General features: G+C 66.5%; 12 protein-coding genes, 1 tRNA gene and 1 other RNA gene. 13 read left to right on the top strand and 1 reads right to left on the bottom strand.

Annotated features, from left to right (window positions below; translation table 11 throughout):
- The first annotated feature begins 26 nt into the window (after window positions 1-26).
- From lolB to grxD, 9 genes are all read left to right on the top strand, one after another.
- A complete protein-coding gene (lolB, locus tag F579_RS0107425) occupies window positions 27-632 on the top strand; it encodes a lipoprotein insertase outer membrane protein LolB (protein ID WP_019023761.1) in 606 nt (201 codons plus the stop codon).
- Window positions 629-1,522, top strand: a complete 894-nt coding sequence (ispE, locus tag F579_RS15005; RefSeq protein WP_026301000.1) for a 4-(cytidine 5'-diphospho)-2-C-methyl-D-erythritol kinase — start codon at window positions 629-631, stop codon at window positions 1,520-1,522. The genes lolB and ispE overlap by 4 nt, the downstream gene beginning before the upstream one ends.
- 206 nt (window positions 1,523-1,728) lie before the next feature.
- A tRNA-Gln gene (locus tag F579_RS0107410) sits at window positions 1,729-1,803 on the top strand.
- Window positions 1,804-1,836: 33 nt separating this feature from the next.
- A non-coding RNA gene (locus tag F579_RS15000) (RtT sRNA) lies at window positions 1,837-1,961 on the top strand.
- 90 nt (window positions 1,962-2,051) lie between these two features.
- Window positions 2,052-3,008, top strand: a complete 957-nt coding sequence (locus F579_RS0107405; RefSeq protein ID WP_026148173.1) for a ribose-phosphate diphosphokinase — start codon at window positions 2,052-2,054, stop codon at window positions 3,006-3,008.
- A 124-nt stretch (window positions 3,009-3,132) separates the two neighbouring features.
- Entirely contained in the window at window positions 3,133-3,834 is a 702-nt protein-coding gene (locus F579_RS0107400) for a 50S ribosomal protein L25/general stress protein Ctc (RefSeq protein ID WP_019023762.1), read from the top strand.
- Between the two features lie 32 nt (window positions 3,835-3,866).
- The gene (pth, locus tag F579_RS0107395) at window positions 3,867-4,478 is read left to right on the top strand and encodes an aminoacyl-tRNA hydrolase (protein ID WP_019023763.1); all 612 of its coding nucleotides are present in this window, start codon (window positions 3,867-3,869) and stop codon (window positions 4,476-4,478) included.
- The gene (ychF, locus tag F579_RS0107390) at window positions 4,475-5,569 is read left to right on the top strand and encodes a redox-regulated ATPase YchF (RefSeq protein WP_019023764.1); all 1,095 of its coding nucleotides are present in this window, start codon (window positions 4,475-4,477) and stop codon (window positions 5,567-5,569) included. The genes pth and ychF overlap by 4 nt, the downstream gene beginning before the upstream one ends.
- Window positions 5,570-5,651: 82 nt before the next feature.
- On the top strand, window positions 5,652-5,981 hold the full coding sequence (gene grxD / locus F579_RS0107385) for a Grx4 family monothiol glutaredoxin (protein WP_012981762.1): 330 nt from the start codon (window positions 5,652-5,654) through the stop codon (window positions 5,979-5,981).
- A 225-nt stretch (window positions 5,982-6,206) separates the two neighbouring features.
- Here the strand turns inward: grxD and rnt are convergent, their stop codons facing one another.
- Window positions 6,207-6,893, bottom strand: a complete 687-nt coding sequence (gene rnt / locus F579_RS0107380; protein ID WP_018137626.1) for a ribonuclease T — start codon at window positions 6,891-6,893, stop codon at window positions 6,207-6,209.
- A 274-nt stretch (window positions 6,894-7,167) separates the two neighbouring features.
- On the opposite strand from rnt, the gene aceE reads away from it, so the two are divergent.
- Genes aceE through F579_RS0107360 form a run of 4 tightly spaced genes read left to right on the top strand, consistent with a single transcriptional unit; the run spans window position 7,168 to window position 13,961 of the window.
- The gene (aceE, locus tag F579_RS0107375) at window positions 7,168-9,831 is read left to right on the top strand and encodes a pyruvate dehydrogenase (acetyl-transferring), homodimeric type (RefSeq protein ID WP_019023765.1); all 2,664 of its coding nucleotides are present in this window, start codon (window positions 7,168-7,170) and stop codon (window positions 9,829-9,831) included.
- Complete coding sequence (gene aceF / locus F579_RS0107370; protein ID WP_231365764.1) at window positions 9,803-11,185, top strand: dihydrolipoyllysine-residue acetyltransferase; 1,383 nt, start codon at window positions 9,803-9,805, stop codon at window positions 11,183-11,185. Before aceE ends, aceF begins: the two co-directional genes overlap by 29 nt.
- Before the next feature lie 19 nt (window positions 11,186-11,204).
- Window positions 11,205-12,986, top strand: a complete 1,782-nt coding sequence (gene lpdA, locus F579_RS0107365; protein ID WP_019023767.1) for a dihydrolipoyl dehydrogenase — start codon at window positions 11,205-11,207, stop codon at window positions 12,984-12,986.
- 6 nt (window positions 12,987-12,992) lie between these two features.
- A complete protein-coding gene (locus F579_RS0107360; RefSeq protein WP_019023768.1) occupies window positions 12,993-13,961 on the top strand; it encodes an OmpA family protein in 969 nt (322 codons plus the stop codon).
- The last annotated feature ends 28 nt before the right edge of the window (window positions 13,962-13,989 follow it).

Below are 13,989 nucleotides of genomic sequence, written 5' to 3'. Positions count from 1 at the left end.
AGTCCCGTGCGCCCTCGTGGGCGGGAGTGACCCGCTGGGTATCGGGTGTCGTCGTGGCGCTGGTGCTGATCGGTTGTACGGCCCCGATGCCTCGTACCGAAGACCCCGCTGCACGACAGGCCTTCGACGAGCGCGCCGAGGTGGTGAAGGCCTTTGACGAGTGGCGCCTGGCGGCCCGTCTGGGGCTCTCCACCGAGACGGAATACTGGTCCGCGCAGCTGAACTGGCGCGTGCAGCAGGAGCGCCATGTCCTCGACTTGTCTGGCCCCATGGGGCGCGGGGGTGGCCGTCTGACGCTGGCCCCGGATCAACCCGCGGTGCTGGTCACGCGGGCCGGCGAGCAATACCAGGCCGAGGACCCGGATGCCCTGGTCGCCTACCTGACGAACGAGTCGATACCGGTTTCCGGCATGCGCTACTGGGTGCGGGGATTGCTTGCCCCGGACGCCGAATACGAGCTGGCGACGGACGAGGACGGCTTGCCCCGCCGTATCGAGCAGTCCGGTTGGGTGATCGAGTTCGGCGAGTTCGATGAGGTTGACGGTATGGCGCTCCCGGTGCGCATGGACCTCGAGCGCGAGGGCGTGGAACTGCGCGTGCGTATCGCCAACTGGCATATGGCGACGCGATGAGCGGCGATTTCGATGTGGCCTTCCCCGCGCCGGCCAAGATCAACCGATTTCTGCATATCACGGGGCGCCGTCCCGATGGCTACCATGAGCTGCAGAGCGTGTTTCAGTTCGTCGGGTTGGCGGATTCGCTGCGTTTCGAATCGCTGGAGCAGGGGCGATTCGAAATGTCGACCGAGGGAGTCGACGGGGACAACAACCTGTGCCTGCGTGCCGCGCGGGCGCTGGCGGATGCCGCCGGTTCACCGTTTGGCGTACGGGTGCACCTCGACAAATGCATCCCGATCGGGGGCGGCCTGGGTGGGGGCAGCTCCGATGCCGCGACCACGCTGGTGGCACTGAACCATCTGTTCGACCTCGGGCTGTCGGAGGATAAGCTGGCCGCGATCGGATTGGGACTGGGGGCCGATGTGCCGGTGTTTGTGCGCGGCCGGGCGGCCTGGGCCGAAGGCGTCGGGGATCGCCTGGTGCCGGTGGAGCCCGATCTGGCCTGGTTGCTGTTGCTGGACCCGGGGGTTTCGGTCGCCACTGGCCCCATGTTTGGCGCGGCGGAATTGACACGCGACTGTCCCGCCGAGACAATTTCGCCCGAAATCGATGCCGCGCGCTTTCGTAATGTCTTCGAGCCGCTGGTTCGCCGGCAGTACCCCGCCATTGGCGAGGCACTGGACTGGATGGGCGGGCAAACGGAGCGCGTGCGGCTGAGCGGCACCGGGGGCTGCATCTTCGGGATGTTCCCGAATGAGGCCGCCGCCCGCCAGGCGCAGGCCGCACAGCCCCGTCCCTGGCGGAGCTGGGTGACGCCGCTGGCGAATGTCTCGCCCCTGCGGCAGTGGCTCCCGCGCAGTGCCGCCGCAGACGAAGGTGCCGAACAACGAGTAATTGGGCCGTAGCCAAGCGGTAAGGCAACGGGTTTTGATCCCGTCATGCGCCAGGTTCGACCCGAGCGGCGCAGCCGCGAGAGCACGCCACCGCAGGTGGCGCCCGAAGGGTGGCGCGCAGCGCCATCATCCTGCCGGCCCGGATCGGCGGCAGCCGATCCGCCATCGGTTCCGGAAGTGGAACCCGGGCAGGGTCGGGGAAGGCAACAACGAGTAATTGGGCCGTAGCCAAGCGGTAAGGCAACGGGTTTTGATCCCGTCATGCGCAGGTTCGAATCCTGCCGGCCCAGCCATACAACGAGACCCGCGGCGCTTGCCGCCGCGGCACCGGCCAAAGGGCCGGCAGGATGAGAACCGGGTTCGACTCGAGCGGTGTAGCCGCGAGAGAACGCCGCCACCGGCGGCGGCCCGAAGGGCGGCGCGCAGCGCCGTAATCCTGCCGGCCCAGCCATACACCACAGGTCCCGGCACCACGCCGGGGTCTATTTTGGAGCCAGGTGACCCGTTCACCCGCTCCGCACCACCCAGACCGGAAAAAACCGTGGTCGACAAGAGCCGAATGATGGTCTTCGCGGGGAACGCGAACCCCCGCCTGGCACAGAGCGTTGCCGAGCACCTGGGCCTGCCGATGGGCAAGGCGATTGTGGGCCGCTTCAGTGACGGCGAGGTGCAGGTCGAGATCCTGGAGAACGTGCGCGGTCGCGACGTGTTCCTGATCCAGCCGACCGGGCAACCGACCAACGAGAACATCATGGAGCTGGTCATCATGGTGGACGCGCTGCGACGCGCCTCGGCCGGCCGCATTACCACCGTGATCCCGTATTTCGGCTATGCCCGCCAGGACCGCCGGGTGCGCTCGGCGCGGGTGCCGATCTCGGCCAAGGTGGTCGCGAACATGATCGAGGCGGTCGGTGCGGACCGCGTGCTGACTATCGATGTGCACGCGGATCAGGTGCAGGGCTTTTTCAACGTCCCGGTGGACAACATCTACGCCTCGCCGGTGCTGCTGGGCGACGTCTGGCGGCATGTCTCCGGCAATCTGACCGTGGTCTCGCCAGACGTTGGCGGTGTGGTGCGTGCCCGCGCGATTGCCAAGCGCCTGGATGACGCCGATCTGGCGATCATCGACAAGCGCCGTCCGCGTGCGAACGAGTCTGAGGTGATGCATATCATCGGCGATGTGCGCGACAAGTCCTGCATCATCATCGATGACCTGGTGGATACCGCCGGCACGCTGTGTCAGGCGGCCAAGGCCCTGAAGGCGCACGGTGCGGCGTCGGTCAGCGCATATGCCACGCACCCCGTGCTTTCTGGTGCGGCAATTGATAATATTAACGGTTCGGCGCTGGACGAGCTGGTGGTGACCGACACCCTGGCCCTGCAGCCGAATGCCCAGGCCTGTGCGAAGATTCGGCAGCTGTCGGTGGCGGAGATGCTGGCCGAGACCATTCGCCGGATCAACCGCGAGGAGTCGGTCAGTTCGCTATTTGTAGATTGACGCGTAGTAGTGGACTGACGGCCCGGGCGCAGGGCGTTCCGGCGTCACGATTTCGGGGGATTGTCCCCCAACTTCACGCCTCATCTGGTCGCGGATGAGGCGTGTTCATTTGGAGAAAGCAACGATGAGCATGAGTTTTACCATTGAAGCCGAGAAGCGGGACGAGCAGGGATCGAGTGCGAGCCGCCGCCTGCGTCGCGCCGGCAAGCTGCCCGCCATCCTGTACGGTGGCGAGAATGACGCACAGCCGATCACCCTCGACCACAACGCGATGGTGCACAACCTGAAGCATGATGCGTTCTACTCGCACATCCTGACGGTCAAGCTGGATGGCAAGACCGAGAAGGCGATCCTGCGCGACGTGCAGCGTCACCCGTTCAAGCCGACCATCTACCACGTCGACCTGCTGCGTGTGTCCGCGAACCAGCCGATCCGCGTGCACGTGCCGCTGCACTTCCATAATGAGGAAGAGTGCAAGGGCGTGAAGCTGGGTGGTGGCATGGTCAGCCGCATGCTGAACGACCTCGAAGTCGAGTGCCTGCCGGGCGACCTGCCCGAGTCCATCGACATCGATGTGGCCGAGATGGACGTCGGTGACACCATCCACATCTCCGAGATTAAGCTGCCGAAGGGTGTAGAGAGCGTGGCCCTGATGCATGGGGAGGACTACGACTACGCCGTGGTCAGTGTCCTGCTCCCGCGTGCCGCGAAGGCCGAAGAGGAAGAGGGCGAGGAAGTCGAAGCCGCCGAGGCCGAGGGTGCCGAGGCCGAGGGTGGCGAAGAGGCAGCCTCCGGCGACGAAGGCGAGTCCGAGGACAAGGAATAAGCCTCACGGCCATTCCTGAGCCCTTCTGACCCATGGCTATTCGCCTGATCGTCGGGCTGGGCAATCCGGGCCCGCGTTATGCCGAGACCCGGCATAACGCGGGCTTCTGGTTTGTGGATGCCCTGGCTCGACGCCATTCCACCGAGTTCCGCAGCGAGAGCCGCTTCGATGGCGAAGCGGCGCGGCTGACCCTGCCCGAGGGCGATTGCTGGCTGCTCAAGCCCATGAGCTTCATGAACAAGAGTGGTCTCCCGGTGCGCAAGTGCGCGGATTTCTATCGTATGGCGCCCGAAGAGATTCTCGTGGTGCATGACGAGCTCGACCTGGACCCCGGTGTCGCGCGCTTGAAGATGGGCGGCGGGCACGGCGGTCACAACGGTCTGCGCGACCTGCATCGCCATATGGGCGGACCAAACTATGCGCGTCTGCGTCTGGGTATCGGTCACCCCGGGCACCGCGACGAAGTCGTCCCGTTCGTGCTGGACCGTCCCGGTCGGGACGATGCGCGTGCGATCGAGGATGCCATCGATGCCGCGCTGGACCAGGTGCCGGCGCTGGTTGCCGGGCGCTGGGACGAGGCTGTACGCAATCTGCATGGCGGCGGGTCGAAGGCGACCCGCGCAACATCCGAGGAAACCCGATGAGTCTGAAGTGCGGGATCGTCGGCCTGCCGAACGTCGGCAAGTCGACCCTGTTCAACGCCCTGACCCGCGCCGAGATCGCCGCGGAGAACTACCCGTTCTGCACCATCGACCCGAACGTGGGAGTGGTGGAGGTGCCGGATCCGCGCCTGGCGCGGCTCACCGAGATCGTGAAGCCCGAGCGTACGCTGGCCACGACGGTGGAGTTCGTCGACATCGCCGGTCTGGTGGCCGGTGCCGCGCAGGGGGAGGGGCTGGGTAACCAGTTCCTGGCCCATATCCGCGAGACGGATGCGATCGCCCAGGTGGTGCGCTGTTTCGAGGACGACGACATCGTGCATGTGGCAGGCAAGGTTGATCCGCTGGCCGATATCGAGACCATCAGTACCGAATTGATGCTGGCGGATCTCGAGACTACCAACAAGGCGCTGACCCGCCTGGCGCGTGCGGCGAAGTCGCAGGACAAGACGGCCATTGCGCAGTTGAAGGCAGCCGAGAAAGTTGCGGCTGGCCTGGATCAGGGGATCCCCGCGCGGGCCCAGGATCTGGACGAGGACGAGCGGCGTCTGCTCTATGATCTGCACCTGCTGACGATCAAGCCCCTGATGTATATCGCCAATGTCGACGAGGCCTCGCTGGCCGGTGGCAACGCGATGGTCGAGGCTGTACAGGCCAGGGTGGCCGAGGAGGGCGCCGAGGTGGTTAGCGTCTGTGCGGCCATCGAGGCGGAGATCGCCGTGCTGGACCCGGAGGAACGGGCCGAATTCCTGGCGGATCTCGGGCTCGAGGAGCCAGGGCTGGATCGCGTGATCCGTACCGCCTACCGGCTGCTGGATCTGCAGACCTTCTTCACCGCCGGCGAGAAAGAGGTCCGCGCCTGGACCGTGCGTCGGGGTTCCACCGCGCCACAGGCCGCGGGCGTCATCCACACCGATTTCGAGCGCGGCTTCATCCGAGCCGAAGTGGTGGGCTATGACGACTTTGTCGCGAACAATGGCGAGCAGGGTGCGAAGGACGCCGGGAAATGGCGCCTGGAGGGCAAGGAATACCTAATGCACGAAGGTGACGTGGTACATTTCCGCTTCAATGTCTGAGCGTTACACTGCGAATTGACGATCGGGCGAGGCGCCGGTATCGCCTCGCCCTGTTTTGCACCGAATCTTTGGGAGTACTTCGATGGACGTAATGGACCGTATCCGCCAGCAGGTGGAAGACAATCCGGTGGTGATCTTCATGAAGGGCACCCCCCAGTTCCCGATGTGCGGGTTTTCCAGCCGCGCGGTCGAGGCGCTCAAGCGCTGCGAGCAGGAGTTCGCCTACGTGAACGTGATCGCCGATCAGGAGGTCATGCAGAACCTGCCGCGCTTCGCCGACTGGCCGACCTTCCCGCAGGTCTATGTGGATGGCGAGCTGATCGGGGGCTGTGATATCACCCTCGAGATGTTCGAAAGCGGCGAACTGAAAAAGGCGGTCGACGAGGCCCACGCCAAGCGCGCCGCGAGTTAGAGATACCGTGCCGCGGCCCTGCGGGCGGTGGCATACCCCAACTCCGTCATCGCGAGGTCCCGCCCGGGGCCGTGGCGATCTCCTGAGGTGACCACCTGATCGCCCTTCGCGCCTGGGCTGGGAGATTGCTTCACGCCTGCGGGGTTCGCAATGACGGGGTTGCGATTGTGTCATCGCGAGCCCCGCAGGGGCGTGGCGATCTGCGGGTGTTACCCCGGGTCGGGGTCAGCTCCCTGGCGGCAGCTCTTCCGGGTCGGGCAGGCGCAGGGCGTTCTGCGGGACCCCGACCCCGTCCTGCCAGCGGTTCGCGATCTGGCAGAAGATATCCGCCGTCTTTTCCGCATCGAAGGCCGCGCTGTGAGCGGCCTCCGTATCCCATCCCAGCCCCGCGGCATCGGCGGCCCGTGCCAGCACCGTCTGGCCGAACGCCAGTGCGGCCAGGGACACAGTATCCAGGCTGGAAAACGGGTGGAACGGGTTGCGCTTGATCCCGCAGCGCTCGGCGGCGGTATGCACGAAGCCGAGATCGAAGTGGGCGTTGTGCCCCACCAGGATCGCCCGCTTGCAGTGGTTGATCTTCACCTCCCGTCTGACCTCGCTGAACAGCCGGCCCATGGCCTGATCTTCGGGATAGGCCGCGCGCAGCGGGTGGTAGGGGTCGATTCCATTCACCTCCAGCGACTTCGGGTCCATCTCCGATCCTTCATAGGGGCGCACGTGCAGGCTGACGGTGCGGTCGCGCACCAGGTGGTCGTTTTCGTCGCGGCGCAGGAATACGGCCGCCACCTGCAACAGGGCATGGCGGCGGCAATCAAAGCCCCCGGTCTCGACATCCACGACGACCGGCAGAAAGCCGCGAAATCGGTTTGCCATGGGGCGGTGCTGCGGGTCCAGCTGGACGGGTTCGGCCATCGGTGTACTCGGTCCTGAATGGGGGCGGCGGGCGGTATTTGCGGGTGTTGGCGGCACGAGGGCGGGCTTTCGTGATGTTTGCGGCTTTTCCCGCAGATTTCCCCGAAGATCGGCGCCATAGGCGGCTTTCGCTTGACCTGTTGGCGGCACAGTCGGGATACTTGCGCCTTTTATGCCCGCCCAACACCGGCGCATGGTAGCAAATGCCCGCCCGCCCGGTGGCCTGGAGCCGTGATGGCATCCTGATTCCCAACCCGTTTTCAGGGGTAGACGCATGGACCCGAACGCGACCGAACACGATATCGACCCGCAGGAGACCCAGGAGTGGATTGACGCCCTGGCCTCCGTGCTGGAGACCGACGGCCCCGAACGGGCGCACGCCCTGCTGGAACGTCTGGTCGACAAGGCACGCCGCAGCGGGGCCTATCTCCCGTATTCGGCCAACACCGCCTACGTGAACACCATCCCCACGCACCTGGAGCCGGAGTATCCGGGCGACGGCGCGGTGGAGCATCGCATCCGTTCCTATATCCGCTGGAACGCGATGGCGATGGTGGTGAAGGCCAACCGCGTCTCCGCCGAGCTGGGCGGGCATATCGCCACCTTTGCATCCGCCGCGACGCTCTACGACGTCGGCTTCAACCACTTCTGGCATGCCCCGTCGCACGATCATGGCGGCGACCTGCTGTTTGCTCAGGGGCATTCCTCGCCGGGCATTTACGCCCGCGCGTTCATGGAAGGCCGCCTGACCGAGGAGCAGCTGGACCACTTCCGCCGCGAGGTCGACGGCAAGGGCCTGTCCTCCTACCCGCATCCGTGGCTGATGCCGGACTTCTGGCAGTTCCCGACCGTGTCCATGGGCCTGGGCCCGATCATGAGCATCTACCAGGCGCGCTTCATGCGTTATCTGCAGGATCGCGGCCTGGCCCAGACCGAGAACCGTCGCGTCTGGAGCTTTGTCGGTGACGGCGAGGTGGACGAGCCGGAGACCCTGGGCGCGATCACGCTGGCCTCGCGCGAGAAGCTGGACAACCTGACCTGGGTGGTGAACTGCAACCTGCAGCGCCTGGACGGCCCGGTGCGCGGCAATGGCAAGATCGTGCAGGAGCTGGAGGCGATCTTCCGCGGCGCCGGCTGGAATGTGGTCAAGGTGCTGTGGGGGCGCTACTGGGACCCGCTGCTGGCCAAGGATACCGACGGGTTGCTGCAGAAACGCATGATGGAGGCGGTCGACGGCGACTACCAGAACTACAAGTCGCGCGACGGTGCCTACGTGCGCGAGCACTTCTTCGGCAAGTACCCCGAGCTCAAGCGCATGGTGGCCAACATGTCCGACGAGGACATCTGGCGTCTGAATCGCGGCGGCCATGACCCTGTCAAGGTCTATGCGGCCTACAAGGCGGCGGCCGAGCACAAGGGCCAGCCGACCGTGATCCTCGCGCACACGGTGAAGGGCTACGGCATGGGGTCGGCGGGCGAGGCGCAGAACCGCACCCACAGCCAGAAGAAGATGGACGCGGACGACATGAAGCAGTTCCGCGACCGCTTCAACATCCCGCTGTCGGACGAGCAGGTGGAGAAGGCCGAGTACATCAAGCCGGACCCCGACTCCGAAGAGATGAAGTACATGCACGAGCGGCGCAAGGACCTCGGCGGCTACCTGCCGGTGCGCCGCCCGCTGGCCACCCCGCTGGAGATCCCGGGGCTGGATGCCTTCAACGGTCTGCTGGAGTCCTCCGGCGAGCGCGAGATGTCCACCACCATGGCCTTCGTGCGTCTGCTGACCCTGCTCGCGCGCGACAAGAAGATCGGCAAGAACATCGTCCCGATCGTGCCCGACGAGGCGCGTACCTTCGGCATGGAAGGGCTGTTCCGCCAGCTGGGGATCTACTCCTCGGTCGGCCAGCTCTACGAGCCGCAGGACAAGGACCAGGTGATGTATTACAAGGAGGACAAGAAGGGCCAGATCCTGGAAGAGGGGATCAACGAGGCCGGCTCCATGTCCTCCTGGATCGCTGCGGCCACGTCCTATTCCACGCATGGCGTGGCGATGGTGCCGTTCTACATCTTCTATTCGATGTTCGGCTTCCAGCGTATCGGCGACCTGATCTGGGCCGCCGGCGACATGCGTGCCCGCGGCTTCCTGATGGGGGCGACTGCCGGGCGCACCACGCTGGCCGGCGAGGGCCTGCAGCACGACGACGGCCACAGCCTGATGATGGCCGCCAACGTGCCCAACTGCATCGCCTACGACCCGACCTTCGCCTATGAGCTGGCGGTGATCGTGCAGGACGGCATGCGCCGCATGTACGCGGAGCAGCAGAGCGTCTTCTACTACATCACCGTGATGAACGAGAACTACCCGCAGCCGGCCATGCCGAAGGGTGCCGAGGAAGGCATCCGCCGCGGCCTGTACCGGCTGCAGGCGGGCGGGCGCAAGAAAAAGAAGGTGCGCCTGCTGGGTTCCGGCACCATCCTGCGCGAGGCCATTGCCGCCGCCGAACTGCTGGACAAGGACTTCGGCGTGGCCGCCGAGGTCTGGAGCGCGACCAGCTTCAACGAGCTGGCCCGCGACGGCCGCGATGCCGAGCGCCATGCGCGCCTGCACCCGGACGCCAAACCGCGCAAATCCTGGGTGGAGGAGTGCCTGGGTGGCTCGGAGGATCCGGTGATCGCCGCGACCGACTACGTGCAGGCCTATGCCGATCAGATCCGAGCCTTTGTGCCGGCCGAGTACCGCGTGCTGGGGACTGACGGCTTCGGTCGCTCGGATACCCGCGCCGCGCTGCGCCGGCACTTCGAGGTGGATCGCTACCACATCGCGGTCACGGCGCTGAAGGCCCTGGCTGATAACGGGACCGTCGAGGTCAAGACCGTCTCCGACGCGATCAAGAAGTACAAGATCGACGTTGAACGGCCCAACCCCTTGCAGGCCTGAGGCCGCCGGACCCGAGGCAGGAGCAGACATGAGCAACACGACTACTGTGCACGTCCCGGATATCGGCGACTTCAAGGACGTCGAGATCATCGAAGTGATCGTCAGCCCGGGGGATACCGTCTCCCCCGAGGACCCACTGATCACGCTGGAATCGGACAAGGCCTCCATCGAGATCCCGGCCCCGCAGGGCGGCACCGTGAAGGCCCTGAAGGTGAAGGCCGGCGACCGCGTCAACGAGGGCGACCCAATCCTGGAGCTGGAGCCCTCCGACGAGGGCGCGGTCGAGGACGCCTCTACCAAGGACGAGGCGCCGAAGCAGGAAGCGCCGTCTTCCGCGGATGCCCCGGCCGAGCCGGCTTCCGACGCCGAGAAGCCGAAGCAGACCACAGCACCGAAAGCCGCTGACCGGGCCGATCCGCGCCCGTCGCCGACCGAGCACATCCGTGACGAATCGGCCTTCCGCAAGGCCCATGCCTCGCCGGTGGTGCGCAAGTTCGCGCGCGAGCTGGGCGTGGACCTGAGCAAGGTCGAGGGTTCCGGGCGCAAGGGGCGCATCCTGCGCGAGGACGTGCAGGGCTTCGTCAAGCGCGCGCTGAGCCAGGGCGCCGGCGGCGGCCTGGGGGTCGAGCCGATGCCGGAGATCGACTTCTCCGAGTTCGGCCCGATCGAGACCCAGGCGCTGTCGAAGATCAACAAGCTCACCGGCAAGAACCTGCACCGCAACTGGGTCACCGTCCCGCACGTGACCCAGTTCGACGAGGCCGACATCACCGAGCTCGAGGACTTCCGCAAGTCGCTGAAGGCCGAGTACGAGAAGAAGGGCGTGAAGGTAACCTTCCTGCCGTTCCTGATGAAGGCGGTGGTCTCCGCGCTCAAGCAGTACCCGCGCTTCAATGCCTCGCTGGATGCGACCGGCGAGAACCTGATCCTGAAGCAGTACTACAACCTCGGCATCGCGGTGGACACGCCGGACGGCCTGGTCGTCCCGGTGGTGCGCGATGTGGATCGCAAGAGCCTGGTCGACATCGCCGCCGAGCTGATGGACCTGTCCCAGCGCGCCCGCGACAAGAAGCTCAAGCCCGCGGACATGCAGGGCGGCTGCCTGACCATCTCCAGCCTCGGCGGGATCGGTGGCACCCAGTTCACCCCGATCGTGAATGCGCCCGAGGTCGCGATCCTCGGCGTGTCGCGCTCCAGTATGAAGCCGGTCTGGAATGGCAAGGAGTTCGAGCCGCGCCTGATCCTGCCGCTGGCGCTGTCGTACGATCACCGGGTGATCGACGGTGCCCTGGGCGCCCGTTTCGCCACCACGCTGAGCGCATTGCTGTCCGACATGCGCCGCATGCTTCTGTAATCGCAACCGGAGTGACTGGATGAGCCAGACGAAGACCATCGAGGTCCCGGATATCGGGGATTTCAAGGACGTCGAGATCATCGAGGTCCTGGTGCAGCCGGGCAGCGAGATCGCACCGGAGGACCCGCTGATCACGCTGGAGTCCGACAAGGCGACCATCGATGTGCCCGCCCCCGAGGCCGGCACGGTGAAGAAGCTGCATGTGAAGGTCGGCGACAAGGTCTCCCAGGGCAGCAAGCTCCTGGATCTTGAAGCCAGCAGTGCGGCCGCGGGTAGCGATGACGCCTCTGCAGCCGGCGGCGACAAGGCCGAGTCCGCCAAGGCGGAATCCAGCGCCGCGAGCGAGTCGAAAAAGGCCGCGCCCCAGGCGGCCGCTGATCCGAACACCGACAGCCAGTGCCAGGTGCTGGTGCTGGGCTCCGGCCCGGGTGGCTACACCGCCGCCTTCCGTGCTGCGGATCTGGGGCTGGACGTGGTGATGGTCGAACGCTACCCGCAGATCGGCGGGGTCTGCCTGAACGTTGGCTGCATCCCGTCCAAGGCCCTGCTGCATGCCGGCGAGGTCCTGCACGAGGCCGAGCGCTTTGCCGCGCTGGGCATCAAGTTCGGCGAACCGGAGATCGATCTCGACGGCCTGCGTGGCTACAAGGACAAGACGGTCAAGAAGCTGACCGGCGGGCTCAAGCAGCTGTGCAAGCAGCGCAAGGTGCGTGTGGTGCAGGGCGTGGGCGAGTTTGTCGGCGCCAACAGCATCGCGGTCGCGGGCGATGACGGCCGCGAGGTGATCGGCTTCGAGCACGCGATCATCGCGGTCGGCTCGCAGGCGATCAAGCTGCCCGGCTTCCCCTGGGACGACGAACGGGTGATGGATTCCACCGGCGCCCTCGACCTGGCCGACATCCCCGAGCGCATGCTGGTGGTCGGCGGCGGCATCATCGGCCTGGAGATGGCCTGTGTGTACGAGTCGCTGGGTGCGAAGGTCACGGTGGTCGAGCTGTCCGACACCCTGATGCCGGGCGCAGACCGCGACATCGTGCGCCCGTTCGAGAAGCGCGCGAAGAAGCGCTTCGAGAACATCTTCCTCAAGAGCAAGGTGAACGGGGCCAAGGCCACCAAGGGCGGCATCGTCTGCCAGTTCGAGGGCGAGGCCAAGGGCCTGCCGGAAGAGGACACCTTCGACCGCGTGCTGGTCGCCGTGGGGCGCAGCCCGAACGGCGCGAAGATCAACGCCGAGGCGGCGGGCGTGCAGGTAACCGACCGCGGCTTCATCGAGGTCGACAGCCAGCAGCGCACCAACGTCGAGCACATCTTCGCCATCGGTGACGTGGTCGGCCAGCCGATGCTGGCGCACAAGGCCACCCACGAGGGCAAGGTGGCGGCCGAGGTGATCGCCGGGCACAAGGTGCACTTCGACGCCCGCGCGATCCCGTCGGTGGCCTATACCCACCCCGAGGTCGCCTGGATGGGCGTGACCGAGGAACAGGCCAAGGCCGACGGCATCGAGTACACCAAGGGCGTGTTCCCCTGGGCCGCCTCCGGCCGCGCGATCGCGCTGGGCGCCGAGGACGGCATGACCAAGCTGCTGTTCGACGCCGACGGCCGGGTGATCGGTGCGGGCTTGGTCGGGCCCTCCGCCGGCGACCTGATCGGCGAGGCGATGCTGGCGCTGGAGATGGGGGCGGAGATGGAAGACATCGGCCTGACCGTGCATCCGCACCCGACCCTCAGCGAGACGGTCGCCTTCGCCGCCGAGGTCGCGCACGGCTCGATCACCGATATCCTGCCTCCAAAGAAGCGCTAGTACCGCATGTCCGTGCTGCGCCATGTTCTTCCCCTGTTCGTCGGGGGGCTGTGGCTGACGCACGGAGTGGCCCAGGCGGGGGTGGTCCCCCACCGGGAATCGCTGGAGCGCAGCGACTGGCAGGTAATCGAGCTGGACGATGCCTGCCGCATCGAGCAGGGCGTTCGCCACGGCGGTACGCTGCGCTTCGAGACTCAGCCAGGCCTGGCCCTTCGCGCCTTCTGGCATGCACCCTACGCAATGCCCGAGGGCGCCACGGCGCGATTGCGCACCGGGGCCCCGGAGTGGCTTGGGGCGAGTCCGAAGTCGCCCCTGGATCTCGAGCTGCGGGCCGAACGGCCGGATCGCTTCCGGGTGCCGGACACGCATGTTCAGGCGTTCCAGGCCCGCCTTCTGGTGGGCCACGACGTGCGGATCGATTTCCCCGGTGCCGAGGACGCGGTGCATTTTCGCGGCATCCGTTTTGCCCAGCGCGCCGAGGCCTTCGAGGCCTGCTACACAGGGGCCGAGGGCCCGGATGTCGGGGCACTGGATCGCTGGTCGGTGTACTTCGCAACCGGGAGCCGCGAACTGGATTCCAGGGGGCGCGAGACGGTCGCCCGTGCGGCCGAGACCCTGCGCACCGTAGAACGCCCGCGGGTGCGCCTGGTCGGGCTGACCGACGCCGAGGGCCCGCGCGAGCTGAACGAGCGTCTGAGCCGCCAGCGCGCAGAGGCCGTGCGCGCGGCGCTGGTGGAGGCGGGTGTGCCGGACGATGGATTGACAGTCGAGGCCGGTGGCGTCGACTCGGAGGCAGATGGCGAGCGCGAGGGCTCGCGCCGGGTGGATATCTGGTGGCTGGGTGGGGCGGATGCCGCCGCCGAGCCGTCCTCCGGTTCTAAAGCCGCTGCCGAGACGGGCCACGAGTTGCCTCCGGCCGAGCCGCTGGCGGTGCCGGAGTCGGCCCCTGGCGTGCCAGGCTCCGCGGGCTGGTAGTGAAGCCCGTCACAAAACCGACTATAAC

Source organism: Thioalkalivibrio sp. ALJ21, from assembly GCF_000378605.1.
Taxonomy (GTDB): Bacteria; Pseudomonadota; Gammaproteobacteria; order Ectothiorhodospirales; family Ectothiorhodospiraceae; genus Thioalkalivibrio.
Note: the sequence above shows the minus strand (reverse complement) of the source record. Positions and strands in the feature narration are given on the sequence as shown.